The following is a 25,013-nucleotide window of genomic DNA, read 5'->3' on the forward strand; positions in this document are numbered from 1 at the left end:
GCGGTGCGCATTTTTTTCATCGCCATCGCAGATAAGGCAGGAGGCCACCGTGGCACATCAACAGGACGCACAGGTTCGGGATCCGTATCGCGGCCACGAAATCCTGGTCTGGGCGCGACCCAACGAGCGCGGCGCATGGCGCGACGAGGTACAGGTGTACGTCGACGGCGCGCGCATCGAGCTGGCGGTGCCGGAGGCCGCCGGCCCCGAATGGCTGACCGAGGTCGAGGCGCTGCGCGCGGGGCTCGAGCGCGGCCGTTATCTGATCGACAAGCGGGTGGACGACGACTGAACGGCATGGCGCTTGCGGGCGCCGATGGCCGCGACAGCCGCCCCGCGGCATCCCGTGAACCCATCCATGCCGGCCCGCGCCGGGAGGAACCGATGAGCGATCCGCGCACGCTTCATATCTACCGCTACGACCCCGATCGCGACGCGCAGCCGTATCTGCAGCGCTACGAGATCGACGTGAACCCGGACGACCGCATGCTGCTCGACGTGCTCGGCCGCGTGAAGCGCGACGACGAGACGCTCGCGTATCGCCGTTCCTGCCGCGAGGGGATCTGCGGGTCCGACGCGATGAATATCAACGGCAAGAACGGGCTCGCGTGCCTGACCAACATGCAGACGCTGCCGCGCGAGATCGTGTTGCGGCCGCTGCCGGGGCTGCCGGTGGTGCGCGACCTGATCGTCGACATGACCGACTTCTTCAACCAGTACCACTCGATCCGGCCTTACCTGATCAACGACACGACGCCGCCGGCGCGCGAGCGGCTGCAATCGCCGGAAGAGCGCGATCAGCTCGACGGGCTGTACGAATGCATTCTGTGCGCGTGCTGTTCGACGTCGTGTCCGAGCTACTGGTGGAACCCGGACAAGTTCGTCGGGCCGGCCGGCTTGTTGCAGGCGTACCGGTTCATCGCCGATTCGCGCGATCTGGCGACGGCCGAACGGCTCGACGATCTGGAGGATCCGTACCGGCTGTTCCGCTGCCGGACGATCATGAATTGCACGGACGTATGCCCGAAGGGGCTGAATCCGACGAAGGCGATTTCGGAGATTCGGACGATGCTGGTCAGGCGGACGGTGTGATGCGCGATGTCTGAATGCGTGCTTTCGAAATCAAGAAAATAACGCGATCAGTCGTTGCAGCAAAGGTATTCGCGCCGTCCAGCCATCGACGTTGGAAGGCGGCATGGCGATGAAGCGCAATGGAGACGACTTCGATTGGTCGTAGTAGAAAATGGTGTCGTCGCCGTACTCCAGTTCCCGAGGGGCTGCGTCGTTAATCGTGCGTACCGAAAAATACCGCTCCGCCCGCACCTCTCCGGCCGGGCCTATCACCCGGAGCCGAATTTCGTCGCCGTCGCCAAAGGAGCGACGTGCCCCACACAGCTCGATTTTGTATTTCTCGCCACCGAACTCTTTCGTTCCTCCGTTAAGAGTCTGAGTATAGTTTTCGCAACCCCCATATGATTTCCGCAACATAAGAGACGGAATCGCCAGCGCCAAAACGAGCGCGAATGCGATTAAATTTTTTCTGGTGACCTGCATATTTCGCCCAGGCTCAATTTAATGGGGTTTGTCAACTTGAGGTATCGGAATTGGGAATATATCACGAAATCCTCTCCGCGATTATGCTTGATTCTCCAATCGTTGTAGGTTCTGTTGAAAACAGGGTAGTGCACGTCACAAGCCCTGAATTTCCTGACCAGGCCCTTCCGCGTATCGATAGGTTTATCCAGAAAATCATCAATCAGATACTTCCATTTAATCCTGGATTCAATGTCGAGGGAGTCTCCAAGATTCGAATTGACGCCGCTTCGATATAGAATCTCCCTGATTCGCCCTCCATTCGTGATAACCATGCCTTTTTTATTCCAGTGTCCCAAATACTGGCTGCCCGATGGCAACTTCTCGTCATTGAAGGAGTAGCTATCTTTTATGTATGCATAGACGTGCGTTATGGATGCAATCAAGTCGATGCAGTAGGATTTGGTTTTTTCATGATTGTCGTATTTATAATATTTGTCTCCAGAAAACTCTGCGCGTCCAATGGCGGCATAGATGTTGAAGTTCGCGAGAGCAGCAGTCAAATCTGTCGGCGCATACGGGAGACCTCCCGTCGTGTCAAAGCTGGACACATTAACGAGTTGAAATTGCCACTTCCTGCAAAACTCGACGGGATTGCCTTTATCGCCAACCGTCTGAAAATCGAAATCTACCGAAGATGCGAATTTTTCTTTCACCACATGCCGTAGCAGTTCTCTCAACCTCGCCCAGCTATCTGGAGGTGCGCGAAATGCCGGATGCTGCCGGGCAGCGCGCCGGCGCGTTCCAGTTCGTCGTTGCCGTCGCCGGCTCCCGCTACTTCTCGGCGAACGCGTCCACATGCGCGGCACGCCGTTGCGCCGCCGCGCGACCCTCGCTCGGATAGAACTGCCGCGCCCATCGCTGAAACACCGGGTACGGCCCGTCACCCGCGACCGGCGTCCCGTAGCCCGTGTAATCGCGATGGCTCCACACCATGATGTCTTCCTTGAACACCGGCACCAGCCATAGTCGGTGCAGCAACCGGCCGAGCGCCGCATAGACGATTCGCTGCAACGGGGCCGGCCACCGCGACAGCCACGAAAAGCGGAACGAAATACCGTCGCGGAACGTCCAGCGCAGCGGCGCGATCTGTACGCCGCACGCGAAGATCTTCGCTTCGAGGCCGATCGCCTTCATTTCATGGTCGGACGACACGCAGCCGAGGCCATGAACGCCGATCAGCGTGCTCCATTTGACGTTCTTCCATGCCATGTCCACCTGCATCGAAATGCGCGGGCCGTCGATCACGGGCGCATGCGGCTTCATGTCCTTCCAGCGATGCAGCGCACCGAAATGCTCGAGATCGTAGCCGTTTTCCGGCAGGTTCTGCATCACGCCGCGCAGCGTGAAAGCCCGGCCCACCGGCGCCGAGAAGCCGGTCATGTCCACTTCCGGCAGTTCCCATGTCGGCGCGAAGCCATCGGCGTTCTGCCACACGAACACGAAGCCGTTCCACTCGCGCACGTGCCGGGTGCGAAGCGTCAGCGCGTGGCCGCTTTTCGCGCAGCCGGCGGTGGTGCGCCGGCCGTCGGGGCCGTACGCGTAGTGATGGAACGGACAGACGATCTGCTCGCCGTCGACCGTGCCGCCGTGGCCCAGATGAGCGCCCTGATGCGGGCAATACGCGTCGACCGCGCACGCGACGCCGGAAGCCGTCCGGTACAGCACGACATCGCGTCCCATGAAAGGCGTCGTGAGCACGGTGCCCGGCTTCAGCTCGCGGCTGAAACACAGCGCGAACCATCCGTCCGGATAGGGCAGCGGCGCGGTTTCGTCGACGGGGCCGGTTGCATGCATCGTGTGCTCCTGCATCGGCATGGCCCTCATCGCGCGAACTCCCTACCGGCGTGCGCGGCGGCGGCGGCCGGCACGGCGTCGCATTGTCCGACGGGCACGTCATCGCCGGCCGCCGGATAGAACTGCGCAGCCCAGCGCCGGAACGTCATGATCGGCATCTCGCCCGCCATCAACGTCGGGCGCGCGTCGTAGTCGCGGTGATCCCAGATGCGCAGGTCGCGCTTGAATTGCGGCACGAACCACAACCGGTACGCGGCGCTCACGAGTATCTCGTGCACGGCCCGGCGCAGCGGCGACGGCCACGCAGATGCGCGTTCGACGCGCAGCGCAACGAATTCGCGACAGGTCCAGCGGTCGGGTTCGATCTGCGTCGGGAACAGCACGACCCGCGCATGCAGCCCGAGGTCCGGCAGTTCCATGCGCGCGGCCATGCAGCCAAGGCCGTGCATCGTGATGTCCAGCAGCAGCCGTTGGCCGAGCAGTACGAGCGTCGAGCGCATCGTCATCCGGTAGCCGTCGGCTTGAGGCGGTTCGAGCACCGGATTCGACCACCCGTGCACCGGGCTGAAATGGTTGACGTCGACGCCGTTCTCGGCCGGATTCTGCAGGCTGCCATTCAGCGTGTGGCATGCGCCGCGCGGCCGCGAATAGCCGTCGAGATCGAGTTCGGGCAGCGACCACGACGGCGGTGCGCCCTCACGGTCCTGCCACGCGAGCACGAGGCCGTTCCATTCGAGCACGTGGCGCTGCCGCAGCGTGGCGGCGGGCGGCTTGCCGTCCCGTCCTGCGCGCACGCAGGTGCCGTCCGGCGCGAACGCGAGGTGATGGAACGGGCACACGATCTCCTCGCCGCGCACGACGCCGCCATGCCCGAGATGCGCGCCGAGGTGCGGGCAATGTGGCGCGACCGCGCGAATCAGGCCCGATGCCGTTCGATAGAGCACGACGTCCTCGCCCATGAAGCGCGTGACGATCAGTGCGCCGCGTTTGACGTCGCGGCCGTAGGCCAGCGCGAACCAGCCGTCCGGGTAGCGATGTCGGGAAGTGGCGGCGGCTTCGGGCACAACGGGGATCGATGCGTGCATGCGCGTCTCCAGTCACCGGTGCGAAGCATGCCGGTCCGCCGCCGCGATTTCCTCGAGCGTCGGCAGCGCCGTCATCGCGACTTCACCGCCGGCGAAGCGGCCGCCGCCGAGATCGTCGCCGTGGTAGCGGGTGCTGAACGCGTGAAATTCCGCGTTGCCCGCACTCATGTAGCCCAGCTCCGTCACGTAGGCCTGCGCGTCGGCGTCGTCCGCCAGCACGCCTGTCGCGACCGCTTCGCGCGCGTCGATCAGGCGGCGCTCGTTCGACGTGCAGAGCGCCGCGAGCCGGTCGAGCGCCGCCTGGACGTTCAACTGCTCGACACGCATCAGGATCCAGACGGCATTGAATCGCTCGTGCGCGGAGCGTTCCTTGCGAAACGAAAACAGGTCGTTGACGAGGATCACCGAATCGATCGTCCTGTCCCGCGCGTCGGCCAGGGCCGCGTGTTGCGCGAGGCGCTGCTCCATGTCGATGTCGAGCGCGTATTCGGTGAGCAGCGTGATCCAGTGGCCGAAACCCTCGACCCGGCGAAACGCCAGATAGTCGGCGAGCGACAGGCGCGATGCGTCGGTCGCCGTCGGATCGGCCTGCGTACGGATCTGCGCGCGGACGCATTCGACGAACCGCTGCCAGAAGGCCGGGCGCGCGTCGCACCGGGTGCGCATCAAGCACAGCGTGTCGTGCAGCAGTCGCGCGGCGGGCACATCGGCCGGCGGCGGCATGCCGTCGACGGCCGCGAGGCAATGATCGCGCAACGTGTCGAGCCCCGCCTGGTCGCCGGTGCGCGCCAGATGCGTGAAGGCGTCGTCCATCAGCGTCGTGACGTTCATCATCCGATGGATCGTGTACGCGCGATCGGGCCGCGCATTCGGATAGCACAGGCTGCCATACGCGGGAATGCGCTGCGCGAGAAAGCGGCGTGCCGCCGCGTCGCTGCGATAGTGCCGCAGGATGGTCGGATAGTCGTCGATCGCGAGTTGCCGCTCGATGGCTTCGTGCTGCGGGTGCCGTGCAACGGGCAGCAAGAGCCGCGGCAGCGGCAGCACCAGCGTGTGCGTCGCGCTCGGCACGACGTTCTCGACGCGCGGCGTTCCGGATGCTTGCATGGGAATCTCCAGGTTACGCGTCCGGTTTGACCGCGACGATGCTGTAGGTCGACACCTTGTTCTTGATCAGCGCGACGGACCAGTTTTCGGCGAGCACGCGCAATTCCTCCAGCGTGTCCGGCGCGCGATGCGGAAAATGGCGGTCGATGTTGGCCTTGGCATCCATCAGCCAGCGTGCCACGTCGATGTTCGACGGCAGCACGCGCATGTCGCGGATCGCGAATCCGGCGTCGATCAGCACCTGCCTGAAATAGTCCGGCGTCTTCCGGTGCTTGCACGCGATCCGGTCGATCTCGTCCGGCGTGTCGGACTGGTATTCGCTCAGTTCGACGTTGTACAGATTATCGGAGATGATCACCGACCCGCCGCCGCGCACCCGCGCATGCAGCGCGCGCATCGCCTTTTCGTACAGCGCGTTCGGGAAATGCGAGATCACGCCGCGAATGATCACGAGATCGTACGGTGTCGCGGGATCGGGCAGTCGGTCGACGTCCTGCGCGTTGCACTGGTATAGGTTGATGCGTCGAGCGAGCCCGTGCTGCGCATGAAAGCGGGCGCAGTAGTCGAGCTGTTCGCGACTGACGTTGATGCCGTCGAGGCGCATGCAGCCGGGGAAGCGGCCCGCCAGATACTTGAGGATGTAGCCCCAGCCGCAGCCGATGTCGAGAATGCGCTCGACGCACGCGGGCACGGGGTCGTCGAAGCCGGCGAGGCGAAGCTGGCGTTCGAAGTAGCGAATGCCCGATTCATCGAGCGAGATCGGCGGCGTGGAGCGCGGATCGTCGTAGACGCCGAACTGGAACAACAGGTATTCGCCGATCGCCTTGCGCCAGTCGTCCGGACTGCCGGCGTAGGTCGCCTGCACTTTCTGCTCGTAGTCGCTCACCGTCTCGCCATGCAGCACCCGGATAGGCAGCGCGGGCGCCCGGTGCGGCGCGCGCATGTCGGCGATTGCCTGTTCGCTGATCTGATTCATCGAAACCCTCGCGTCGTCCATTTCCGTCAAGCCGGACACAACGATGCCCGCCGATACGTGCGATCGTGCGATCGAATAAATCGATGTCATGCTTCTGTCGAAGCGTTATGAAGGGGAAATATCCGTGCGCATTTATAGAGCCCCGAATAAATGGCGGAAATGGCGCCGTAACGCAGTATCGCGATGCAGACCCCATATCATGCACAGGCCTTCTGGCGACGTGGGGTTGCGCCGGCTGGGCGGTTCGGCTCCGTATGATGCTCGCATTTTCGTGATCCGGATACCAAGATCGTGAACCGGACGCGAGGTGTATTCGTTATATGAGAGGTGATTCGTTTTTTCAAGAATCTTCCCGTCCGTTTTAAAAACACGGGAAAACAAGCATCGGTAAAATAATTAAATCGCGATCGTCAATGGCAATCCGGATTGTTTCGATTCGATGAATCGAAACAGGGCAGCCGCGCCGAGAAGGATCGCGCCCGGCTGCCCGGTCGGACGAGGCGGGCGTGACCCGCCGGCGCCTACGGCCGCGCGGCAATCTCGTCGAGATGCCGCAGCAGATCCGCCGGATCGTCGTACACACGCAGCGCGCCCGCCCGTTCCAGCTCGTCGCTGCCGTACCCGCCCGCCAGCAGCCCGACGCCCAGCGCGCGGCAGCGGCTCGCGGCGAGCATGTCCCAGATACTGTCGCCGACCACCACCGTATGCTCGATCGGCACGTTCAGTTTCGCGGCGGCGGTCAGGAACAGGTCGGGGTCCGGCTTCGCATACTTCACCTGGTCGCGCGTGACGACGACGTTCTTCGCCGGATCGACGCCGAGCGCCTCCAGATTGATCGCCGCGGTTTCCATCCGCCCGCTGGTCGCGATCGCCCAGCGAATGCCGGCGCTCGACAGCGCGGCCAGCAACTCGCGCGCGCCGGGCAGCGGCCGGACCTGCGCGCGCAGCCGCTGGTACGCGGCCGCGTGCAGCCGCGCGAGCCGTTCGACACGGTCGGCGTCGATGTCGCCGTCCGTCTCGCGCAGCAACTGATTCAGGAACAGGCCGCCGCTCATCCCGATCTTGCGATGGATGCGCCACACCGACAGTTCGATGCCTTCGGCATCGAGCGCTTCCTTCCACGCGAGTACGTGCTGATAGACGCTGTCGACGAGCGTGCCGTCGAGATCGAACAGAAATGACGTTTCAATGCGCATGCGAATCTCCTGGCCCGATGGCATTCGGGCAAATCGTCGGCAAACCCAATTCGTCACATTATCGGCGCGCGGCCGTGTCACCGCCATGTCCCGCGCCGCCCGCGCCGCGCCTCGCGGCGGCGTGTCGAATGGCGCTGGTACAATCGCGCCGATGCGCCGGGCGGGCCGCCCGCGCGCGCCCAACCTTCGTCGAATCCCCGTATGGCAACCCCCGACGCCGTGAGTTCCGAACAATCCTGGTGGGGCGTTCTGGCCCTGGCGCTCTCCGCCTTCATCTTCAACACCACCGAATTCGTGCCCGTCGCGCTGCTGAGCGCGATCGGCGACAGCCTGCAGATGCAGCCGACCGCCGTCGGCCTGATGCTGACGATCTACGCGTGGGCCGTCGCGGTCGTATCGCTGCCGCTGACCTTCGTCACGCGGCACGTCGAACGCCGCAAGCTATTGAGCGTGGCGCTGCTGGTGTTCATCGGCAGCCATGTCGTGACTGGTTTCGCGTGGAATTTCGCGGTGCTGATGATCGGCCGGCTCGGCATCGCATGCGCGCATGCGGTGTTCTGGTCGATTTCGATCCCGCTCGCGGTGCGGCTCGCGCCGAGCGACCGCAAGAGCCGTGCGCTCAGCCTGATCGCGATGGGCTCGGCGATCGCGATGGTGGCCGGGATTCCGCTCGGCCGCTTGATCGGCGAGGCGTTCGGCTGGCGCGTCACGTTCCTGATCATCGCCGGCGCGGCGGGCGCCACGCTGCTGTTGCTGCGCGCCACGTTGCCGGTGCTGCCGAGCCAGGGCGCCGGGTCGCTGAACAGCATCGGCGTGTTCCTGCGCAAGCCGGCGCTGGTCGCGCTGTACGCGATCACCGTGCTCGTCGTGTCCGCGCACTTCACGTCGTACACGTATATCGAACCATTCGTGCAGAGCATCAACCATGCGAGCAGCAGCCGGATCACGTACGTGCTGATCCTGTTCGGCGTCGCCGGCCTGCCGGCCGCGGTCTGCTTCAATCGCATCTATCCGCACCGGCCCGACGATTTCCTGCTCGCGTCGATCGTCGCGCTGTCGGGCTGCCTGCTGATCCTGTTCCCGTGCGCGCTGAACATCGTCACGCTGTCCGTGCACACGCTGGTGTGGGGCGGCGCGATCGTCTGCTTCGGGCTGGCGATGCAGGCGTGGGTGCTGAAGCTGGCGCCGGAGGCGACCGATCTCGCCGTGTCGATCTACTCCGGGCTGTACAACGTGGGTATCGGCGCCGGTGCGCTGCTCGGCAACCATATCGCGGGCGACTTCGGGCTGCCGTGGATCGGCACGTTCGGCGGCGTGGTCGCGATCCTCGCGGCCGGTGTCGCGTGGGCCGCGTTGTGGCTGCACGCGAAACGCGAAGCGGCGGTCGAGGCCGCTGCGCATTGAAGCCGCCGCGCGGCGCGCGTCCGGTGGATCACGCGACCGAATAGCCGCCGTCGGCCACGAGCGCGTGCCCCGACACATAGCGGGCATCGTCCGACGCGAGAAATGCGACGATCGTCGCTATCCCGGCCGATGACGCCCGGCGGCCGGCCGGCGTCGATACGGCGTGTTATGCTCCGCGCGAAACCCGTGTTCCGAAATTCGCGGCTCGGCAACGGGCCGCGTTTGCGGCACGGCCGTTCGCCCTCGATTGATTGACGCTCATGAACGGTAACTCCACGCTCGATCCAGTGGCGCAAGAGGCGATTGACTGGGAAGTGAGGCTGCGCTCCGGCGAGATTTCGCAGGACGAGCGCGACGCATTCCTGGCATGGCGGCGCGCGGATCCGGCCCACGAAGAAGCGTGGGCGCGGCTGCAGCAGCGGCTCGGCAGGCTGGGGCCGTTGCAGGGCACGTCGAGTACGGCGGTGCGGCGGGCGCTCGATGAGCCGTCGCATCACCGCAGACGATGGCTGAAAGCCGGCGCGGGCCTGGGAGGCATCGTGCTCGCCGGGATCGGTACGCGCCAGCTCATTTCGACGTTTTCGCTCGACGCGGACTACCACAATGGCGATGTGGTCCCGCAAAGAGTCCAGTTCGACGGCGATGTTTCGGTCACGGCCGGCGCGGCCACGCGGGTGTATACCCATGCACGTGAGCAAGCCGACCTTTATCTGGCTGCCGGTCAGGTTGCAACCGATCCGAATCGCGCCGGCTATCAGCCTGTCGTCGTGACCACCCGCGACGGCATGGTTCGCACCGAGCGGGCGCGCGTGAGCGTGGACGTTCTGCGCCTGCATACCGTCGTGGCCGTGCAAGGCGGCGACGCGGTCCTCGCCGTGCCTCGCGGGCGCCGCTTGCGGGTACCCGATGGATCGGCGTGGTCCTTGTCGGGCGGTCAGATCGCGCGCATGCCCGAAACGTCGGCCGACATCTTCTCGTGGACGCGCGGCACGCTGGTCGTGCTCGATCGCGCGGTGCCGGACGTGATCGAAACGCTGGGCCGTTACTTCGGCGGCTATATCCGTTTTCCGGAGGCCGCGCTGTCGCGCCGGGTGAGCGGTGTCTTTCCGCTCGACGACGCGCCGGCCGCCCTCCGGCAACTGGCCGAAAGCCTCGGGTTTTCCCTGAATCTGTACGGCAAGATGCTCGCCGTCGCCACTCCTGCCTGAAACCGCAGGCTGCTGCTCCGGCCCCCACCGAATTTTTTTTCGATTTGCGGTGTCACTTTTCGCCGCTCGTTGCACAAGGTAAATAAGAGCGCATCGAATCGCTCGACATCAACCCGTGCACTCGAGTGGAGGAAGTGTGTTCGACGCTATCGACAAGTCCATATTGTCCGTGCTGCAGCAGGACAGCACGCTCTCGGTGGCCGAGATCGCCGACCGCGTGAACCTTTCGACGACGCCATGCTGGCGACGCATTCAGAAGCTCGAGCAGGACGGCGTGATCGCGCGTCGCGTGGCGCTTTTGGATGCGAAGAAGCTCAACGTGGGCGTGACCGTTCTGGTGGAAATCAAGACCGCGGAACATACCGCCGCGTGGTTGCGGCGCTTCTGTGACGTCGTGGCGACGATTCCCGAGGTAGTGGAAGTTCATCGCATGAGCGGGCACATCGATTACATGCTCAAGGTGGTGGTGCCGCATATCGACGCGTACGACAGCGTATACAGGCGTTTGATCGGCGCGGTCGACATCTTCGACGTCAGTTCCAGCTTCTCGATGGAGACCATTAAGCAGACCACCGTATTACCGCTCGATTACATGCTGTGACCGCACGGGCCGGGCAATTTGTCGGCGGCGGCGGAGAAGGACGGAATTTCACCGGCGCGGCGGAAACCGCGGAATGGAATTCCAAAACGGGCAGCGCAAGGGAATTGTTTCAAAAAAACATTCCAGACCCGGACGATAGACTTGTTTCATCGATGACGCGTTCGGGCAAGAGGCTGACCCACGCCCGATTTGAAGTATGAAGATACTTTGCGACACGACGATGACGCGGTTACGCGTAGGAATACTGATAGAACGGACGAAGAGCCAATACATTCGACAAGGGAGCGGTTCAAACGTGAAGCTCAACATCAGAACACGCCGGGTTATCTCGAGCCAGGCATCAGGGGTTGCCATCGCGGTCGCCGTCGCACAGGTTTTCATCGCGGCGTCGGCGCATGCACAACAGGCGGCCCAGCAGTCGTGGCATCTCGCGAGCGGTCCGCTGGACCGTACGCTGGTCGAAATCGCGCAGAAGGCCAACGTGAGGTTGAGCTACGACGCGGGCCTCGTGCAATCGTTGAAGTCATCGCCCGTCGAGGGTAGCTACACCGCCGAGGCCGCGATTCGACAAGCGCTCCGAGGCACCGGCCTCGAACTCGTCGCGACGGGCAGCGGTGGTCTGACCATTCAGAAGGCGGTTGCGAAGCCTGCCGCGGCGGCGCCCGCTGCGGCGTCGGCGGCAGCGGCCTCCGTGGGGCCTGTCGATACCACGCTTCCGCTCATCAGCGTGGCGGCCAGCCGGGACTCCGGCGGTACCGGCTTCGTCGCGGAATCGTCGTCCACCTATGCGCGCTCGGACGTGCCGCTGAGCGAGACGCCGAAATCGGTCAGCGTCATCAATGCGGCGGTGATCCAGAGCCAGGCCGCTCAGTCGCTCTCCGATGTGCTGAGGAATGCTTCCGGTGTTGTGACGCGGCCGGGGCCGCTGGGCGTGCCGAGTTACACGATTCGCGGGTTCACGGCGCAGAACCTGACCTCGGACGGGCTCGCGACGGTGGGCTCGGCGCCCAACGTCACGCCGACGATCGCCATCTCGAGCGTTGAAGTGGTCAAGGGCCCGTCGGCGATCGTGAACGGCAACAGCCCGCCGGGGGGCGTCATCAATATCGTCAAGAAGACGCCTCAGGCTGATCCGTTTCACGAAATCCAGGTGGGCTACGGCTCCTACGGCAGCGAGCAGATCGCACTGGACAGCACGGGCGCCATCACCGCCGACAAGAAGCTCCGGTATCGCTTCATCATCTCGGGTGAACGGGTCGGCCAGAATTCGATGGGATATGACGGCGAAAGAAATTTCTACTTCGCACCGACCCTGCAATGGAAGGACTCGACCACGGATGTGACGGTCGGATATGAGCGCACGGTCAATCGCGAGCCGGTTCCGCCATTCACCGTCGGCTATGCCAAGGGCGACATCTATCGAAACTATATCGACAGGCCGCTTGGCACGCCGTCCGACCATTTCGGCGCGCAAACGGACAATATTTTCGTTCACCTCGAACAAAAGCTCGGCACGGCGCTGACCTTCGTGAGCAAGGGTTCCTATACGCGGACCCAACAAACGCAGCAAGCCTGGACAACGGCGACGCCGCTCTCGGCGACCAACGGCATGTTGTTCCACAACTTCGATTCGGTCTCGGATTTCTACAGTTGGAGCTTCCAGAATTACCTGCGAGCCAAGTTCAATATCGGCGCTGTGAAAAATACGGTGATTGCGGGCTGGGACGTTCTTCGCTACAGCCAGCATCAGTCTGACACCACGACATCGAAATTCATTTCCATTCCGAATGTCTTCGGCTCATTTGCGCTTCCGTCTCCCGACACCGGAAACGTGATGCCGAATAACACTACCTACTTCACTCAAACCGGTTTATATCTACAAGATCAGTTTTCCTATAAGAATTTCCATGCGCTCGCGTCCGTGCGCCGGGATACCTATCTGACACATGCGACCTACGCCGGTAACCCACCACCGGGAAGCCATCAGAACGCCTATAGCCCGAGCCTCGGCCTGCTCTACGAACTGACGTCCGAGGTTGCCGTCTACGCCAGCTACAACCGTGGCTTCCAGCCGGGCACGGCGCTTCGTTTCGGTGGCGGTGTGCTCCCACCGCAAATCAGCCAGCAAGTCGAAGTGGGCATGAAGTTCAACCTGCTGGACGACAAGCTGGCCATCACGACCTCGGCTTACCGCACCTCGTTCAGCAATTACAACGTTGCCGACCCGGCCCATCGCGGCTTCTCTCTTCCTGCCGGCGGCGCGGTGAGCCGCGGATTCGAAGCGGAGATCAGCGGCCAGCCGCTGCCTGGCGTCAACGTGGTGGGCAGCTACACCTACAACGACTTCGTGCAGCCCTCGACCACCACTCTGGCGGTGAACCTGCCCAAGAACAGCGCGAGCCTGTGGGCCACCTATAACTTTCGCTCTGAGAAGCTCCAGGGTTTTGGGGTCGGCGCCGGACTATTTTTTGCAAGCGGACAGTACATCGGCTCGGGCGGGCTGTATCGCATCCCCAGCCAGGTGGAGACGGATCTCGGCCTGTTCTATCGGAAGAAGGGCTACGGCCTGAATCTTTCGATCAAGAACGTATTCAATCGCAAGCTCTACTACAGCAGCACGACGTCCAGCATGATCCCGATGGGACCGGAGCGGACGGTCATGCTGACCGGAACCTATGACTTCTGATTCCTTGCCCGGCCGCCCCTGGGACGACGTCGCCGCGCGCGAGAACACGTCCCAGGTACTCCATGCGCGCACACGCCGCATCGCGTGTGCCGCAGGGGTACTTCTCGCGCATGCGCTGGGGCTGTACGTCGCGGTTCACCAAAGCGCGGTGACGCTCAGGCTCGAGGCGGGACGTCCCGCGGGCGGCACGGTGCAGGTGCAACTGGTCGCCGCGCCGGCGCCGCGGCCCGCGCCGACACCGCCTGCGCCGCCCAAGCCGCGCACCGAGCCGCCGAAACCGGTGGCGCCGGCGAAGCCGGAAAAGGCGCACGTGCTGGCGTCGCACGCGCCGAGCCCGCGCACGGTGGAAGCGGCACCCCAGGAGACGCCGAAACCCGCCCAGCCGCAGCCGGCCGCGCCGTCGCCCACGCCGCATCCCGCACCCGAAGCGGCGCCGGCGCAACCTGTCGCGCCCCCCGCGCCGGGGCCGAACCTGCTGGACGCGCCGAAGCAAATCAGCGCGGGTGAGTTGAAGCAGTTGGGATGCCAGATGCCGCGACCCGACTACCCGGCGAAAGCGCGACGGCTGCAGCAGGAAGGCACGGTGGTCGTGCATTTGAGCATCGGCACCGACGGCGCGGTGACGTCCGCGCGCGTGGCGCAGAGCAGCGGTTCGCCGCTGCTCGACGCGGCCGCCGTCGCGGCGATCCGTGCCGGCCGCTGTCATCCGTACGAGACCGCGGGCATCGCGCGCTCGGTCGAAGCTTCCCAACCCATCGCATTCAACCTGAACGACTGAACCCGCACCAATCGGAGCAACACATGGAACAGTATGGCATCGCCAACGTCTGGCAACAGGGTGACTTCGTTACCCGCTTCATCTTCGTTTTCCTGATCGGCATGTCCGTCGTCTCCTGGTTCGTGATACTGACGAAAGGATTTTCCAATCGGCGTCTCGAATCGCTCGGCAAACGCGCGCAAACGGGTTTCTGGTCCAGTGCGTCGATCAGCGACGGCATCGCGGCGCTGGGCGAGCGCGGTGACAATCCTTATCGTGCGCTGGTGCTTGCCGGGCGCGAAGCGAATGAACAGCATGCGGGCAACGAACCGTCGATGCAGGGCAGCCTGAGCGCGAGCGAATGGGTGGCGCGCGGGTTGCGCAATGCGTTCGACGACGAAGTCGCGCGCCTGCAGAACGGCCTGGCCGTGCTGGGCTCGATCGGCAGCACCGCGCCGTTCGTGGGGCTGTTCGGCACCGTCTGGGGCATCTATCACGCACTCGTGGCGATCGGCATGTCGGGGCAGGCCAGCCTCGATCACGTTGCCGGCCCGGTGGGCGAGTCGCTCGTGATGACGGCGATCGGGCTGTTCGTCGCGATTCCGGCGGTGCTCGGCTTCAACTACGTGAACCGCGGCAACAAGCGCGTGAGCCATCGGCTGAACCGTTTCGCGCACGAGCTGCACGTGTATTTCGTCACCGGCGCGAAGGCCCGCGCCGACGCCAGCCGGCCGGTCGGCGTACCGGCCGCGAGCAAGCGCGCGACGCCCAACCTGGCCGCCTGAAGGAGCCCGCCATGTCAATGATTACCGATGGCGGCGGCGACGAAGGCGTCATGAACGACATCAATATGACGCCGTTGATCGACGTCATGCTGGTGTTGCTGATCATCTTCATCGTGACGCTGCCCGTCATCAACAAGGCGGTGAAGGTCGATCTTCCGCAGGCTGCCGCGCAGCCGGCCGTCTCGAGAACGCAGGACATCGATCTGTCGATCACGGCGGACAAGACGGTGCTGTGGAACAAGCAGCCGGTCGACGCGGATGCGTTGAAGGCGCGCGTGGCCGAGGCCGCGGCGCAGGGCGAGCCGCCCGCGGTCAACATCAACGCGGATCAGCACGTCGAGTATGGCAAGGTCGCGACCATTCTCGCGGCGCTCCAGGGCGGTGGTCTCAACAAGATCAACTTCGTGATGCAACCGCCCGAGGCGCACCAATGATGGTGAACGGCGCTTTCCCCGTCGACCGCGCGGAAGATGCGCAGGCGCGCCGCCGTTTTCCGTCGGTGTGGCACCTGCTGCTGCCTTACTGGCGTACGCGCGAAGGCGTTTTCTCGCTGATGTTGCTGCTTGTCGTGATCGGCTCGAGCTGGGCCGTGACGTACGTGATGCTGTGGAACAACAACTGGACCGGCACGTTCTACGATGCGATCGGCGCTTCCCGATTCAAGGTGTTGCCGGAGCTGCTCGTGCGTTTCCTGCTCGTGGCGATGGCCGGTGCGATCGTGCATATTACCGGGGTGGTGTTGCAGGAAATCGTGGAGATCCGCTGGCGCAGGTGGCTCACGACGTGGCTCGCCGAAAAATGGCTCGCGCGCAACAACTATTACCGGATCGAACGCGACCGCGAACTGGAGAACGTCGATCAGCGTATCGCGGAGGACGTGAAGCTGTTCGTCAACGACACGCTGCAGCTGAGTCTGGGGTTTCTTTCGGTACCGGTCAGCGTCGTATCGTTCAGCGTCGTGCTGTGGCGCATGGGCGGCCCGTTGCAGATGCATGTCGGCGGATCGTCGTACGTATTGCACGGTTATCTGGTGTTCGCCGCATTTGCCTACACCAGCGTTATTTTCGCGGCGACGCACTATCTGGGCCGCAGGCTCATCACGCTGACGGCGAAACAGCATCGTCTCGAGGGCGATTTTCGCGTGCTCATGGTGGGCGTGCGTGAATTCGCGGAACAGATCGCGTTTTTTCGAGGGCAAACGTCGGAGCATGGGCGTCTGCAGGCATCGTTTCGCTTCGTGGTATCGAATCTCTACGCGACGCTGTGGGTGAGGACGCGCCTCTCGTTCTTCACCAATATCATCGGTCAGTTCAGTTCGGTCGTTCCGATCATTCCGACCTTGCTGATGCTGCCGCAGCTGATGTCGGGCGGGTTGACGCTCGGCGGGCTGATGAAATCGAACAGCGCATTTAATTCCGTCACGGGGTCGCTGGCATTTTTTTGGCAAGCCTATCCGGGTTTTACGTCGTGGCGTGCGGAGGCCAACCGTTTGCGCGAATGCCTGCACGTGAGCGAGCATGAGCCGCGGCAGGAAATCGCGCTGGACGAAAGCCGCACTGGAGCGGTCGCCGCGAGCGGGCTCGTCTTGCGCGACGCGTCCGGCGACACGCTGTCGCGCGTGCCCGACTTCGTGCTCGAAGCCGGCCAGCGTTGCCTCGTACGCGGTCGCTCGGGGTGCGGGAAAAGCACGTTGCTGCGTGCACTGGCCGGCCTATGGCCCTACGGCGAAGGCACGATCGTGCGTCCGGCGGCCGGCACGTTCTTCTTGCCGCAACGCAGCTATATCCCGCCGGGCTCGCTGAAGGCGGCCGTGACTTATCCGCGCGACGCTTCGGCGTACTCGGACAGCGAATGCGAGGCACTGCTGCACGCGTGCGGATTGTCGGCCTATGCATCCCAACTCCATGTCGAGGACCGCTGGAGCATACGGCTGTCCGGCGGCGAGCAACAGCGCGTGGCATTTGCGCGCGTGCTGCTCGCCAAACCTTCCACGGTGTTCCTCGACGAATGCACGTCCGCACTCGATAGCCAGAGCGAGAAGGAACTTTACGGTTTGCTCATCGAGCGTCTGCCTCAGGCCACGGTCGTCAGCGTCGCGCATCGCAAGGAACTGCTGGCGTTTCACGACACGACGCTCGATTTCCCCGCGCCGGCGGCACCGGAAGCACGACAGGATGCGACCGACGAAGCGGAGGGCGCACACGCCGGGAGTCGCGCATCCGTTGGAACGCAGCTGTGCTGAGCACCACGATCCCAACCGACGCCGTGCATTTGAACAATGTACGGCGCGCCAACAAATGAAACAGGACAAGGTCGATCCATGAGCAATCTGAAAGCAGTGACGCTGGAAACAATCGAAGCCGACGTGATCAACAACCCGCTTCCCGTATTGGTGGACTTCTGGGCGCCGTGGTGCGGTCCGTGCAAGGCGCTCGCGCCGACGCTGTCGAAATTGAGCGAGCAGTTTCAGGACAACGTGGCGTTCGTGAAGATCGACGTGGACGAGAATGCCGGCGTTCGCGAACGATTCGGCGTTCGTGGTATTCCGACGCTGATTCTGCTGCGCGGCGGCAAGGAGCTCGGCCGTGTGGTCGGCAATCGCTCCGCCACGCAACTGGCCGGCTTCATCGACAACCACCTGGGCTCCGTGACGCCGTTGCCGACGGTGATCGCCGTTGTACCGAACGCGTTCGGCGGCAACGCGCAGCTCAAGGCGGAGCGCCTTGCCGCGCTGGGCGCGTGGCTGGACCGCAAGCGGGCCGCGCCTTCGGAAGCGATGTGGGATGGCGAAATCGGCAGCGCCATTCAGTTCGTCTGCAACACCGCGGACGTGGACGATTGCGCAAGAACGCTGGGTATTCCGGCCAACGTGCTGGCCGTGGTGGAATCGCTGTCGAGCTATCGCAGCACCCATCTGAACGGCGCGGAGTTCGTCGCGCACTGGCTGGATGCCGTGCCGGTCGGGGCGAATCTCTCGCGGCTGCCGCAAATGCTGGTCACCGATCTGCTGTCCGGCGGCGAGATGACCGAGTTGATCGGCGGCGATCCGACGTTGCTGTCGATTCGCGACCGGCTGACCGCGCAGCATGACCCCGCGCGGGCGGAAGGGCCGCTCGCCCCGGAACTGGCCGCAATCAGGCAGGCGCTCGCGAAGTCCGACACCGCGGCGGCCGGCGCCGCGCATGCGCTGGCGACACGGCTCCTCGTGTTGACCGCGCAGCCGCTCGGCGACGCCGCGATCGTCACCGATTTCATATTCGGCCTTGCGGGCGCGCATTGGGAATTGTTGCGCGCGGCCTGCAACTGGACGTCCGACGACGACCGGCGCTTCATGCAACTCGCGGACGAAACGTCGAAGCGCGCGGTGGAGCGCGGCGAAGAAGCTTCGCATGGCGAGAAGACCCTCGAGCGGATCGAGTTGGTGGATTCCTCACTCATCGCGCGGTTTCGATCCCACTACGGCGATGGCACGCGGGCCATGAAAAAGGTCGGCATGAGCATCGGCGATCGTTTGATCGCGATAACGAAGCGCTGCACGTAAATCTTCTGAGAAAAAGCGCGCGTCGAACGTAAATTCCGGATACGCCGGCGTGCGCGCAAAACGATTCCACGAATCCGCGAGACGGCGATTTCTTTCGTAAAAAAATTTCGATCGCGATCGATAGACTGTTTCCAATGTGCTCCCCCTCGATATGACGCGAAAACGTCTCGGCAGATGAGCGGGCTCATCGGGCACACGGCATTCCAACACTCGGAGTAATTTCCATGCAAGACGGCGGTACGCAGTGGCGCGACGTGAAATCCAGCCTGGAGGCAGCGGCCGAATGTGCACTCGATCTCGCACGACGCGCAGGGGCCGACGGCGTTCGTGTGGAGATCGATCATGTCGAATCGCGGACAGCGACCGTGCGCAACCGGATGCCGACCGAGCGGAGCCTTCGACTGTCTTCATCGGTCTCGCTCGTGGTCTATCGCAATGGCCGACGCGGCGCGACGACCTCGTCCGATTTGTCCGCCGACGGCCTCGCGGGTGCGGTGGCGGCCGCCATCGACATCGCGTCCGTCACGGACGTCGATGCTGCCGCCGGCCTGGCTCGGGCGGACTTGCTCGCCAAGGACTTCATCGATCTGGATTTGTATCATCCGCTCGATCTGTCGCTCGATGACATGCTCGACGACGCCCGTCGCGCGGAAGAGGCCGCATTTTCCACGAGCCCCGCCATCGTGACGACCAACGGCGCCAGCGTCGGGACTTCCGCGGGGCTGTCGCTGCTCGCGACCAGCGAAGGGTTCGGGCACAGCGTGCCGTGGTCCACGCATTTTTTGTCGTGCATGCCTGTCGCGGCAGGCACCGGCGAGAAACAGATGGGATTCTGGAGCGATGGCGCGCGCGCCTATGCTGATCTCGACGCACCCGCACGGATCGGCGCGCAAGCCGCGACGCGCGCGCTCGCGCTGCTGGGCGGCACGCAGGTTGAAACGCAGCGTTGCTCCGTGTTGTTCGAGCCGATGGCCGCGATGTCGCTGCTCGGCGAGTTCGTCAACGCGGCGTCGGGCGATGCGCTTTATCGGACGGGCTCATACCTGACCCACCGTCTCGACACTCGCGTCTTTGCCGATCACATTCAGGTCTACGAAGATCCGTTCGTCCCGAGAGGCTTGGCGAGCCGCTGTTTCGACGCCGACGGCGTGGCCGTGTCCCGGCGATCGGTTGTCGACGCAGGTGTGTTGCGCGGCTATTTTCTCGGCTTGTATGCGGCCCGGCGTCTCGGCATGGCGCCGACGGGTAACGGCTGGGGCCCGCACAACCTCGAAGTGCGCAGCGAGAAAACCGGCCACGCGGACGGGATCGACGCGATGCTGAAAAGGCTCGATCGCGGCTTGTTCGTCACCGAGATGGCAGGCGGTGGCGTGAATCGATTGACCGGCGATTTCTCGCGTGCCGCGAAAGGGTTCTGGGTGGAGAACGGCCAGATCCGTTTTCCGGTCACCGGCATCACGATCGCGTCGAATCTGGACGCGATGTTTTCCGGCCTGCTCGCCGTGGGCGCCGACACCGTGACCAGAGGAAGCTTCCGAACGGGTTCGTGGCTGATCGATGAAATGAGAATCGGCGGCAGCTGACGCGCCCGGCGTGCGCGGCCAACCTTTCCTGTCACATACCGGTACGACACCATGCTGGACACGAACGAAACCCTGACCCACACCCGCGGCCCCTCGCTCGACGACATGCGTCGCGCGGCGTATGCCGGGCTGCTGGACAAACACGGCATCGACGAAACGCACCTGTTCGCCGCGCTGAACAGCGCGCTCGGGCAGTCCGGCGACTTCGCCGACATCTATCTGAAGGCGTCGATCGCCGAATCGTGGTCGCTCGAAGGCGGCGCCGTGCGGGGCGGCGCCTGGCTATGCGATTCGGGATTCGGCATTCGCGTGCTGAACGGCGAGGAGACGACGTTCGCGAGTTCGCAACGAATCGGGGCGGACGCGTTGCGCACGATCGCGCGGCAGATTCGTTCGGGACCGGAGGCTATCGCCCGCGCAACGTCTCTCGGCGAACCAGCCGGTTCGGCGGCGGCGCGATCGATCTATGCCCCGCGAGCCTCGCTCGGCACGATCGGCGCGGAGCGCAAACTCGCGCTGCTCAAGCGCGTCGACGAACTGGCGCGATCGAAGGATCGGCGCGTGGTCGAGGTCAACGCCATGCTCGCCGCGACGCACGAGACGGTGTGGATCGCGCGTTGCGACGGGCTCAGTGTCGGCGACGTGCGACCCATGCTGCGGTTGGCGATCAACGTACGGGTCAAATCGGGCGACCGGGTCGAAAGCGCAAGCGGGGGGATCGGCGGTCGCTACGGGATCGCTTCCTGGTCGGACGACGACCTCCGCACACTGGTGTACGACCGCGTCGAAGCCGCGCTGACGAAACTGGATGCACGGCCCGCGCCGGCGGGAACGATGACGGTCGTCGTCGGGCCGGGCTGGAATGGCGTGCTGTTGCACGAAGCCGTGGGTCATGGTCTCGAGGCCGACGGCATACGGCGCAAGACGTCGGTGTTCGCGGGCCGCATCGGTGAGCGAGTGGCGGCGCGCAACGTCACCATCGTCGACGACGGCACGCTCGAAGGCCGCCGTGGTTCGCTCAATGTCGACGACGAGGGCTGTCCGACGCAACGCACGGTGTTGATCGAGGACGGCGTGTTGCGCGGCTGCATGCAGGACTCGCTCAACGCGCGCCTAATGAACATGCGGCCGACCGGCAATGGCCGCCGTGAGAGCTATGCGGTGTTGCCGATGCCTCGCATGACCAACACGTTCATGCTCAACGGCGATCGCGAGCACGACGAGATCATTGCGTCGGTGAAGCGCGGGATCTATGTAGCCGGGCTCGAAGGCGGCCAGGTCGACATCACGAGCGGGCAGTTCGTGTTCGAGGCATCGGAAGCATTCCTGATCGAAAACGGCAGGCTCTGCGCGCCCGTGAAAGGCGCGACGATCACCGGCAACGGGCTGGAAACGATCCAGAAAATCAGCATGGTCGGCAACAACCTCGAGCTCGACACCGGCCGCGCCGTGTGCGGCAAGGCCGGCCAGTCGGTGCCGGTGAGCGTGGGACAGCCTACCGTTCGCGTGGACGACATGACGGTGGGCGGCACGGCATGACGAATGCGTGCGGACGGATGGCGAGCCGACGATGAGAGGGTGGACACAGCGTCTCGACCAGTCGAGAGTGCGGTCGCGGGCGGACAAGACGGAGCTTCTGCCTTTACCGAAGGCCATTCGCGATGCGCTTGCCCTGGAGTATCACCTTCAGCTCGAAGCGCTGCGCGCCGGCGCCGGCTCGCTGACCGCGCTGCGTATCCTGTTGCGCGTGGCGATGGCCGCCACGATGCTGCGCGAACTCGGCTACGGCGGGCAACACCTGCATGCGTCGGACGAATACGAGCGCATCGCCGGCAATGCCTATGAATCGGGAGAGGAAGGCCGCTACGGATTCGACCAGGTCGCCTTTCGCGCCTTCGCGGCGCTCGTGACGGATCACGACTCGCAACTCGAGACAGCGCCCGTCCGGGTGATCGACATCGTCGCACGGCAACTGGAGCGACCCGGTGCGGCGCAGTGAGAGACGCACGTCGGTGACGACGAACGGCAGGGGAGAATGTCAGCCGGCGGCGGAGCGCCGACGCGGGCGCAGCCGGCTCATGCCATCAGATAGCACTGCGTCAGCGCCTGCGCGATATATTTGCGCACCATGCTCACCGACACGCCGAGATGCTCGGCGATTTCAGCGTGAGTGAGGCCGTCTATCTGACTCATCACGAAAGCGCTTTTCGCATTGGGTGACAGGCCGTTCAACGCCTGATCCACGAGCAAGAGCGCCTGTGTCACTTCCGCCATGCTTTCCGCCGACGGCGTGACGGCTTCTTCCCGATGGACGAGCGTTTCGAGGTACGCGCGTTCCAGGTCGCGGCGGCGCCACATCTCGTAGGTGAGACGCTGGGCGATGACCGTGAGAAAGGCCCGTGCATCGCGCACGGCTGTCAGGTCCTGCACGTCCGCCAGTTCTGCAAACGATGACGACGCGAGATCCTCGGCGTCGGCCGGCGAGCCGACGCGCCTTTGCAGTTTCGACTTCAGCCATGCATAGCTCGCGCGGAATTCACTGGTCAGCCATGCCGCACGCGAGCGCGTGCGTTCGTCGTCGACGTCGCTTCTCGTGGGGGAGCCACTGATCGGTGAGCTGTAATTCATATGAAACGGATTCCTGGACCCGTGGCGTCAAGGCACGCAAGCGTGCACGAAAACAGCACATGAGAAGCGCACATTATTTGCGCCGCCACGCCTCTGGAAGTGACAACGCCTCTGCGCAGCGCCCAGGCTTGAGTATGCCATTACAAAAACCGCCGGAGTCAAAGTGGTTTGAAACCAACGCAATATTTTGTGCCGTCGTTTCGCCGTCGAAAAATCACGCTGCCGTCGGCCGATAAGTCTGACGAATCCGTGAACGATACGGATACCGCATCGTCGACAAACCAAGAAATCGTCGAATCGTGGTGAGGCGACGATCGGAATGAGGACGGCGAATTCCCGACATCGCAACCTGCGCTGAAAAGGTATTCCGCCGAGCGCCGCCGCCGCGGAAAAACGTCCCTCATTTCGGCCGACCGGCGATTTAATTCGCAAAAGTCGTTTGCGTCGTGACGCGTACGATTTCGGCAGTGTCGCGGCAGGGCCGGGAACCGCCTGCCGTGACGTTTCCCCCTTACTCCCGCGTTGTGCTCGATCCATGAATTTTCTGCTCTGCACGCCTGCCGAAGGCTACGCCTCCGATGCCGATTGCCTCGTGATCGGTTTGTTCGAAAACCAGAAACCGTCTGCGACGTGGGCGATTCCCGATCGCGCGGTCGCGGCACGCATCGACCGTTTGTGGAAGGCAGGCGATATCGATGGAAAGGTCGGTTCGACATGCTGGTTGCACGAAGTGCAACACATGGGCGCGTCGCGCATCTTGCTGGTCGGGCTCGGCACGTCGGAGGCGCTCGACCGTCGACGCTATGGGCAGGCACTGCGTGCTGCCTGGCGCGCCGTACTCGCCACCCGGCTCACGAAGGCGAATATCGCGCTGACACTCGCGCCGGTGATCGACCTCGACGCAGCCGCCCGCGTGCGCGCTGCCGTGCTTGAATTGCGCGAGGAGCGTTATCGCTTCGTCGACATGAAAAGCGAGAAAGACGATGTTCCTTGCTCATTGACCACAGCGGTGTTCGCAGTCGAAGCCGATGCGATGAAAGCCGCGAAGCGAGTTATCCGGCGCGCCGTGGCACTGGCAAACGGCATCGATCTCGCGCGCGATCTCGGCAATATGCCCGGCAACGTTTGCACGCCCGCATGGCTTGGGAATACGGCAAGGAAGATCGCCCGCGACTGGGACATGAAGGTGGACGTGTTCGGACCGCAACGTATCACCGCGTTGAAAATGGGCGCATTCCTGAGCGTCGCGCGCGGCTCGGCACAACCGGCGCAACTGATCGTCCTCCAGTATCGCGGCGCCGGCCCGCGCACGGCGCCCGTCGTGCTGGTCGGCAAAGGCATCACGTTCGATTCGGGCGGCATTTCGCTCAAGCCTGCCGAAGCCATGGACGAGATGAAATACGACATGTGCGGGGCGGCCGCGGTGCTGGGTGCGATGCAGGCCGTCGCCGAGATGGGGCTGCGGCTGAATGTCGTCGCGATCATTCCGGCTTGCGAGAACATGCCCGGCGGCGAGGCGAACAAGCCGGGCGACATCGTCACGAGCATGAAGGGCCTCACGATCGAGGTGCTCAACACCGACGCGGAGGGGCGACTCATTCTGTGCGATGCCCTCACGTATGCGGAGCGCTTCCGGCCCGCCGCCGTGATCGACGTGGCCACGCTCACGGGAGCGTGCGTCGTCGCGCTCGGCCATCATCGCAGCGGCCTGTTCGCCAATGACGATGCGCTTGCCGACGCGTTGCTGCATGCGTCTGAAGCCGCGTCGGACGCGATATGGCGTCTGCCCGTCGACGACGCGTACGGCGAGCAACTGAAATCGAATTTCGCCGATCTGGCGAATATCGGCGGCCGCGCGGCGGGCAGTATTACGGCAGCCTGTTTTCTGTCACGCTTCGCGCAGGCATATCCGTGGGCGCATCTCGACATCGCAGGCACCGCGTGGCGAAGCGGCGCGACGAAAGGCGCGACCGGCCGGCCGGTCGCATTGCTCGTGGAGTATCTCGCGAGTCGCGTGCAAGCGTGAATTCGCACGCCGCGCGCCGGCCGGTTCGAGTCCGGCGCGG

At 64.0% G+C, this 25,013-nt stretch carries 24 protein-coding genes and 1 pseudogene; 16 read left to right on the forward strand and 9 right to left on the reverse strand.

What is annotated here, in order from left to right; translation table 11 throughout:
• Positions 1 to 49: 49 nt before the first annotated feature.
• The gene (locus QZM72_RS01200; RefSeq protein WP_301736905.1) at positions 50 to 292 is read left to right on the forward strand and encodes a DUF6566 family protein; all 243 of its coding nucleotides are present in this window, start codon (positions 50 to 52) and stop codon (positions 290 to 292) included.
• Positions 293 to 384: 92 nt separating this feature from the next.
• Positions 385 to 1,092 carry a succinate dehydrogenase/fumarate reductase iron-sulfur subunit gene (locus tag QZM72_RS01205; protein ID WP_050013958.1) on the forward strand — a complete coding sequence of 236 codons (708 nt, stop codon included), beginning with the start codon at positions 385 to 387 and terminating at the stop codon, positions 1,090 to 1,092.
• Positions 1,093 to 1,122: 30 nt separating this feature from the next.
• Here QZM72_RS01205 and QZM72_RS01210 read toward each other — a convergent pair whose 3' ends face one another.
• From QZM72_RS01210 to QZM72_RS01240, 7 genes are all read right to left on the reverse strand, one after another.
• Positions 1,123 to 1,554, reverse strand: a complete 432-nt coding sequence (locus QZM72_RS01210) for a hypothetical protein (RefSeq protein ID WP_144030181.1) — start codon at positions 1,552 to 1,554, stop codon at positions 1,123 to 1,125.
• Positions 1,530 to 2,393: a DUF6402 family protein gene (locus tag QZM72_RS01215; RefSeq protein ID WP_256979809.1), complete on the reverse strand. Its 864-nt coding sequence runs from the start codon at positions 2,391 to 2,393 to the stop codon at positions 1,530 to 1,532. The genes QZM72_RS01210 and QZM72_RS01215 overlap by 25 nt, the downstream gene beginning before the upstream one ends.
• Complete coding sequence (locus tag QZM72_RS01220) at positions 2,368 to 3,390, reverse strand: Rieske (2Fe-2S) protein (RefSeq protein ID WP_256979810.1); 1,023 nt, start codon at positions 3,388 to 3,390, stop codon at positions 2,368 to 2,370. The genes QZM72_RS01215 and QZM72_RS01220 overlap by 26 nt, the downstream gene beginning before the upstream one ends.
• Before the next feature lie 26 nt (positions 3,391 to 3,416).
• Positions 3,417 to 4,475: a Rieske 2Fe-2S domain-containing protein gene (locus QZM72_RS01225; RefSeq protein WP_301736906.1), complete on the reverse strand. Its 1,059-nt coding sequence runs from the start codon at positions 4,473 to 4,475 to the stop codon at positions 3,417 to 3,419.
• Between the two features lie 12 nt (positions 4,476 to 4,487).
• A complete protein-coding gene (locus tag QZM72_RS01230) occupies positions 4,488 to 5,582 on the reverse strand; it encodes a methyltransferase type 12 (RefSeq protein WP_089471239.1) in 1,095 nt (364 codons plus the stop codon).
• Positions 5,583 to 5,595: 13 nt separating this feature from the next.
• Positions 5,596 to 6,558, reverse strand: coding sequence for a cyclopropane-fatty-acyl-phospholipid synthase family protein (locus QZM72_RS01235; protein ID WP_089471697.1), 963 nt, complete (start codon positions 6,556 to 6,558; stop codon positions 5,596 to 5,598).
• 521 nt (positions 6,559 to 7,079) lie between these two features.
• Entirely contained in the window at positions 7,080 to 7,754 is a 675-nt protein-coding gene (locus tag QZM72_RS01240; RefSeq protein WP_089471240.1) for an HAD family hydrolase, read from the reverse strand.
• A 201-nt stretch (positions 7,755 to 7,955) separates the two neighbouring features.
• Between QZM72_RS01240 and QZM72_RS01245 the strand changes: the two genes are divergently transcribed.
• Positions 7,956 to 9,158, forward strand: a complete 1,203-nt coding sequence (locus tag QZM72_RS01245) for a sugar transporter (protein WP_089471241.1) — start codon at positions 7,956 to 7,958, stop codon at positions 9,156 to 9,158.
• Between the two features lie 28 nt (positions 9,159 to 9,186).
• Here QZM72_RS01245 and QZM72_RS01250 read toward each other — a convergent pair.
• A pseudogene (locus QZM72_RS01250) lies at positions 9,187 to 9,303 on the reverse strand (SDR family oxidoreductase); the annotation flags it as partial.
• Between the two features lie 115 nt (positions 9,304 to 9,418).
• Between QZM72_RS01250 and QZM72_RS01255 the strand changes: the two are divergent.
• The 12 genes from QZM72_RS01255 (at position 9,419) to QZM72_RS01310 (ending at position 22,318) form a co-directional block, all read left to right on the forward strand.
• Positions 9,419 to 10,366 (forward strand): DUF4880 domain-containing protein, encoded by a 948-nt coding sequence (locus QZM72_RS01255; RefSeq protein WP_089471242.1) that lies wholly within the window; start codon positions 9,419 to 9,421, stop codon positions 10,364 to 10,366.
• Positions 10,367 to 10,502: 136 nt separating this feature from the next.
• Positions 10,503 to 10,967 carry an Lrp/AsnC family transcriptional regulator gene (locus QZM72_RS01260; protein ID WP_089471243.1) on the forward strand — a complete coding sequence of 155 codons (465 nt, stop codon included), beginning with the start codon at positions 10,503 to 10,505 and terminating at the stop codon, positions 10,965 to 10,967.
• Positions 10,964 to 11,167, forward strand: coding sequence for a hypothetical protein (locus QZM72_RS01265; protein ID WP_301736907.1), 204 nt, complete (start codon positions 10,964 to 10,966; stop codon positions 11,165 to 11,167). The genes QZM72_RS01260 and QZM72_RS01265 overlap by 4 nt, the downstream gene beginning before the upstream one ends.
• A 95-nt stretch (positions 11,168 to 11,262) precedes the next feature.
• Positions 11,263 to 13,653 (forward strand): TonB-dependent receptor, encoded by a 2,391-nt coding sequence (locus QZM72_RS01270; protein ID WP_089471244.1) that lies wholly within the window; start codon positions 11,263 to 11,265, stop codon positions 13,651 to 13,653.
• On the forward strand, positions 13,643 to 14,431 hold the full coding sequence (locus QZM72_RS01275) for an energy transducer TonB (protein WP_301736908.1): 789 nt from the start codon (positions 13,643 to 13,645) through the stop codon (positions 14,429 to 14,431). Before QZM72_RS01270 ends, QZM72_RS01275 begins: the two co-directional genes overlap by 11 nt.
• Positions 14,432 to 14,454: 23 nt before the next feature.
• Entirely contained in the window at positions 14,455 to 15,195 is a 741-nt protein-coding gene (locus QZM72_RS01280) for a MotA/TolQ/ExbB proton channel family protein (RefSeq protein ID WP_301736909.1), read from the forward strand.
• Between the two features lie 11 nt (positions 15,196 to 15,206).
• Entirely contained in the window at positions 15,207 to 15,629 is a 423-nt protein-coding gene (locus tag QZM72_RS01285; RefSeq protein ID WP_089471247.1) for a biopolymer transporter ExbD, read from the forward strand.
• Positions 15,629 to 17,437 (forward strand): ABC transporter ATP-binding protein/permease, encoded by a 1,809-nt coding sequence (locus QZM72_RS01290; protein WP_301737224.1) that lies wholly within the window; start codon positions 15,629 to 15,631, stop codon positions 17,435 to 17,437. The genes QZM72_RS01285 and QZM72_RS01290 overlap by 1 nt, the downstream gene beginning before the upstream one ends.
• A 78-nt stretch (positions 17,438 to 17,515) precedes the next feature.
• Positions 17,516 to 18,736 (forward strand): thioredoxin, encoded by a 1,221-nt coding sequence (gene trxA, locus QZM72_RS01295; RefSeq protein WP_301736910.1) that lies wholly within the window; start codon positions 17,516 to 17,518, stop codon positions 18,734 to 18,736.
• Between the two features lie 224 nt (positions 18,737 to 18,960).
• Entirely contained in the window at positions 18,961 to 20,319 is a 1,359-nt protein-coding gene (locus QZM72_RS01300) for a TldD/PmbA family protein (protein ID WP_367620012.1), read from the forward strand.
• Between the two features lie 51 nt (positions 20,320 to 20,370).
• Positions 20,371 to 21,858 (forward strand): metalloprotease TldD, encoded by a 1,488-nt coding sequence (tldD, locus tag QZM72_RS01305; RefSeq protein ID WP_301736912.1) that lies wholly within the window; start codon positions 20,371 to 20,373, stop codon positions 21,856 to 21,858.
• 7 nt (positions 21,859 to 21,865) lie between these two features.
• Positions 21,866 to 22,318 carry a Fis family transcriptional regulator gene (locus tag QZM72_RS01310; protein WP_301736913.1) on the forward strand — a complete coding sequence of 151 codons (453 nt, stop codon included), beginning with the start codon at positions 21,866 to 21,868 and terminating at the stop codon, positions 22,316 to 22,318.
• 77 nt (positions 22,319 to 22,395) lie between these two features.
• Here the strand turns inward: QZM72_RS01310 and QZM72_RS01315 are convergent, their stop codons facing one another.
• Complete coding sequence (locus QZM72_RS01315; RefSeq protein ID WP_301736914.1) at positions 22,396 to 22,947, reverse strand: sigma-70 family RNA polymerase sigma factor; 552 nt, start codon at positions 22,945 to 22,947, stop codon at positions 22,396 to 22,398.
• A gap of 535 nt (positions 22,948 to 23,482) precedes the next feature.
• Between QZM72_RS01315 and QZM72_RS01320 the strand changes: the two genes are divergently transcribed.
• Positions 23,483 to 24,973: a leucyl aminopeptidase gene (locus QZM72_RS01320; RefSeq protein ID WP_301736915.1), complete on the forward strand. Its 1,491-nt coding sequence runs from the start codon at positions 23,483 to 23,485 to the stop codon at positions 24,971 to 24,973.
• The last annotated feature ends 40 nt before the right edge of the window (positions 24,974 to 25,013 follow it).

This window comes from Burkholderia sp. AU45388 (assembly GCF_030481585.1).
Taxonomy (GTDB): Bacteria; Pseudomonadota; Gammaproteobacteria; order Burkholderiales; family Burkholderiaceae; genus Burkholderia; species Burkholderia sola.

What these genes read in the sequence shown, in the direction of transcription:
- QZM72_RS01220 (WP_256979810.1), bottom strand. Translation starts at nt 3,390, where the DNA reads ATGCATGCAACCGGCCCCGTCGACGAAACCGCGCCGCTGCCCTATCCG.
- tldD (WP_301736912.1), top strand. Translation starts at nt 20,371, where the DNA reads ATGCTGGACACGAACGAAACCCTGACCCACACCCGCGGCCCCTCGCTC.
- QZM72_RS01225 (WP_301736906.1), bottom strand. Translation starts at nt 4,475, where the DNA reads ATGCACGCATCGATCCCCGTTGTGCCCGAAGCCGCCGCCACTTCCCGA.
- QZM72_RS01280 (WP_301736909.1), top strand. Translation starts at nt 14,455, where the DNA reads ATGGAACAGTATGGCATCGCCAACGTCTGGCAACAGGGTGACTTCGTT.
- QZM72_RS01320 (WP_301736915.1), top strand. Translation starts at nt 23,483, where the DNA reads ATGAATTTTCTGCTCTGCACGCCTGCCGAAGGCTACGCCTCCGATGCC.
- QZM72_RS01230 (WP_089471239.1), bottom strand. Translation starts at nt 5,582, where the DNA reads ATGCAAGCATCCGGAACGCCGCGCGTCGAGAACGTCGTGCCGAGCGCG.
- QZM72_RS01300 (WP_367620012.1), top strand. Translation starts at nt 18,961, where the DNA reads ATGCAAGACGGCGGTACGCAGTGGCGCGACGTGAAATCCAGCCTGGAG.
- trxA (WP_301736910.1), top strand. Translation starts at nt 17,516, where the DNA reads ATGAGCAATCTGAAAGCAGTGACGCTGGAAACAATCGAAGCCGACGTG.
- QZM72_RS01275 (WP_301736908.1), top strand. Translation starts at nt 13,643, where the DNA reads ATGACTTCTGATTCCTTGCCCGGCCGCCCCTGGGACGACGTCGCCGCG.
- QZM72_RS01315 (WP_301736914.1), bottom strand. Translation starts at nt 22,947, where the DNA reads ATGAATTACAGCTCACCGATCAGTGGCTCCCCCACGAGAAGCGACGTC.
- QZM72_RS01210 (WP_144030181.1), bottom strand. Translation starts at nt 1,554, where the DNA reads ATGCAGGTCACCAGAAAAAATTTAATCGCATTCGCGCTCGTTTTGGCG.
- QZM72_RS01235 (WP_089471697.1), bottom strand. Translation starts at nt 6,558, where the DNA reads ATGAATCAGATCAGCGAACAGGCAATCGCCGACATGCGCGCGCCGCAC.
- QZM72_RS01255 (WP_089471242.1), top strand. Translation starts at nt 9,419, where the DNA reads ATGAACGGTAACTCCACGCTCGATCCAGTGGCGCAAGAGGCGATTGAC.
- QZM72_RS01285 (WP_089471247.1), top strand. Translation starts at nt 15,207, where the DNA reads ATGTCAATGATTACCGATGGCGGCGGCGACGAAGGCGTCATGAACGAC.
- QZM72_RS01205 (WP_050013958.1), top strand. Translation starts at nt 385, where the DNA reads ATGAGCGATCCGCGCACGCTTCATATCTACCGCTACGACCCCGATCGC.
- QZM72_RS01290 (WP_301737224.1), top strand. Translation starts at nt 15,629, where the DNA reads ATGGTGAACGGCGCTTTCCCCGTCGACCGCGCGGAAGATGCGCAGGCG.
- QZM72_RS01245 (WP_089471241.1), top strand. Translation starts at nt 7,956, where the DNA reads ATGGCAACCCCCGACGCCGTGAGTTCCGAACAATCCTGGTGGGGCGTT.
- QZM72_RS01240 (WP_089471240.1), bottom strand. Translation starts at nt 7,754, where the DNA reads ATGCGCATTGAAACGTCATTTCTGTTCGATCTCGACGGCACGCTCGTC.
- QZM72_RS01215 (WP_256979809.1), bottom strand. Translation starts at nt 2,393, where the DNA reads ATGTGGACGCGTTCGCCGAGAAGTAGCGGGAGCCGGCGACGGCAACGA.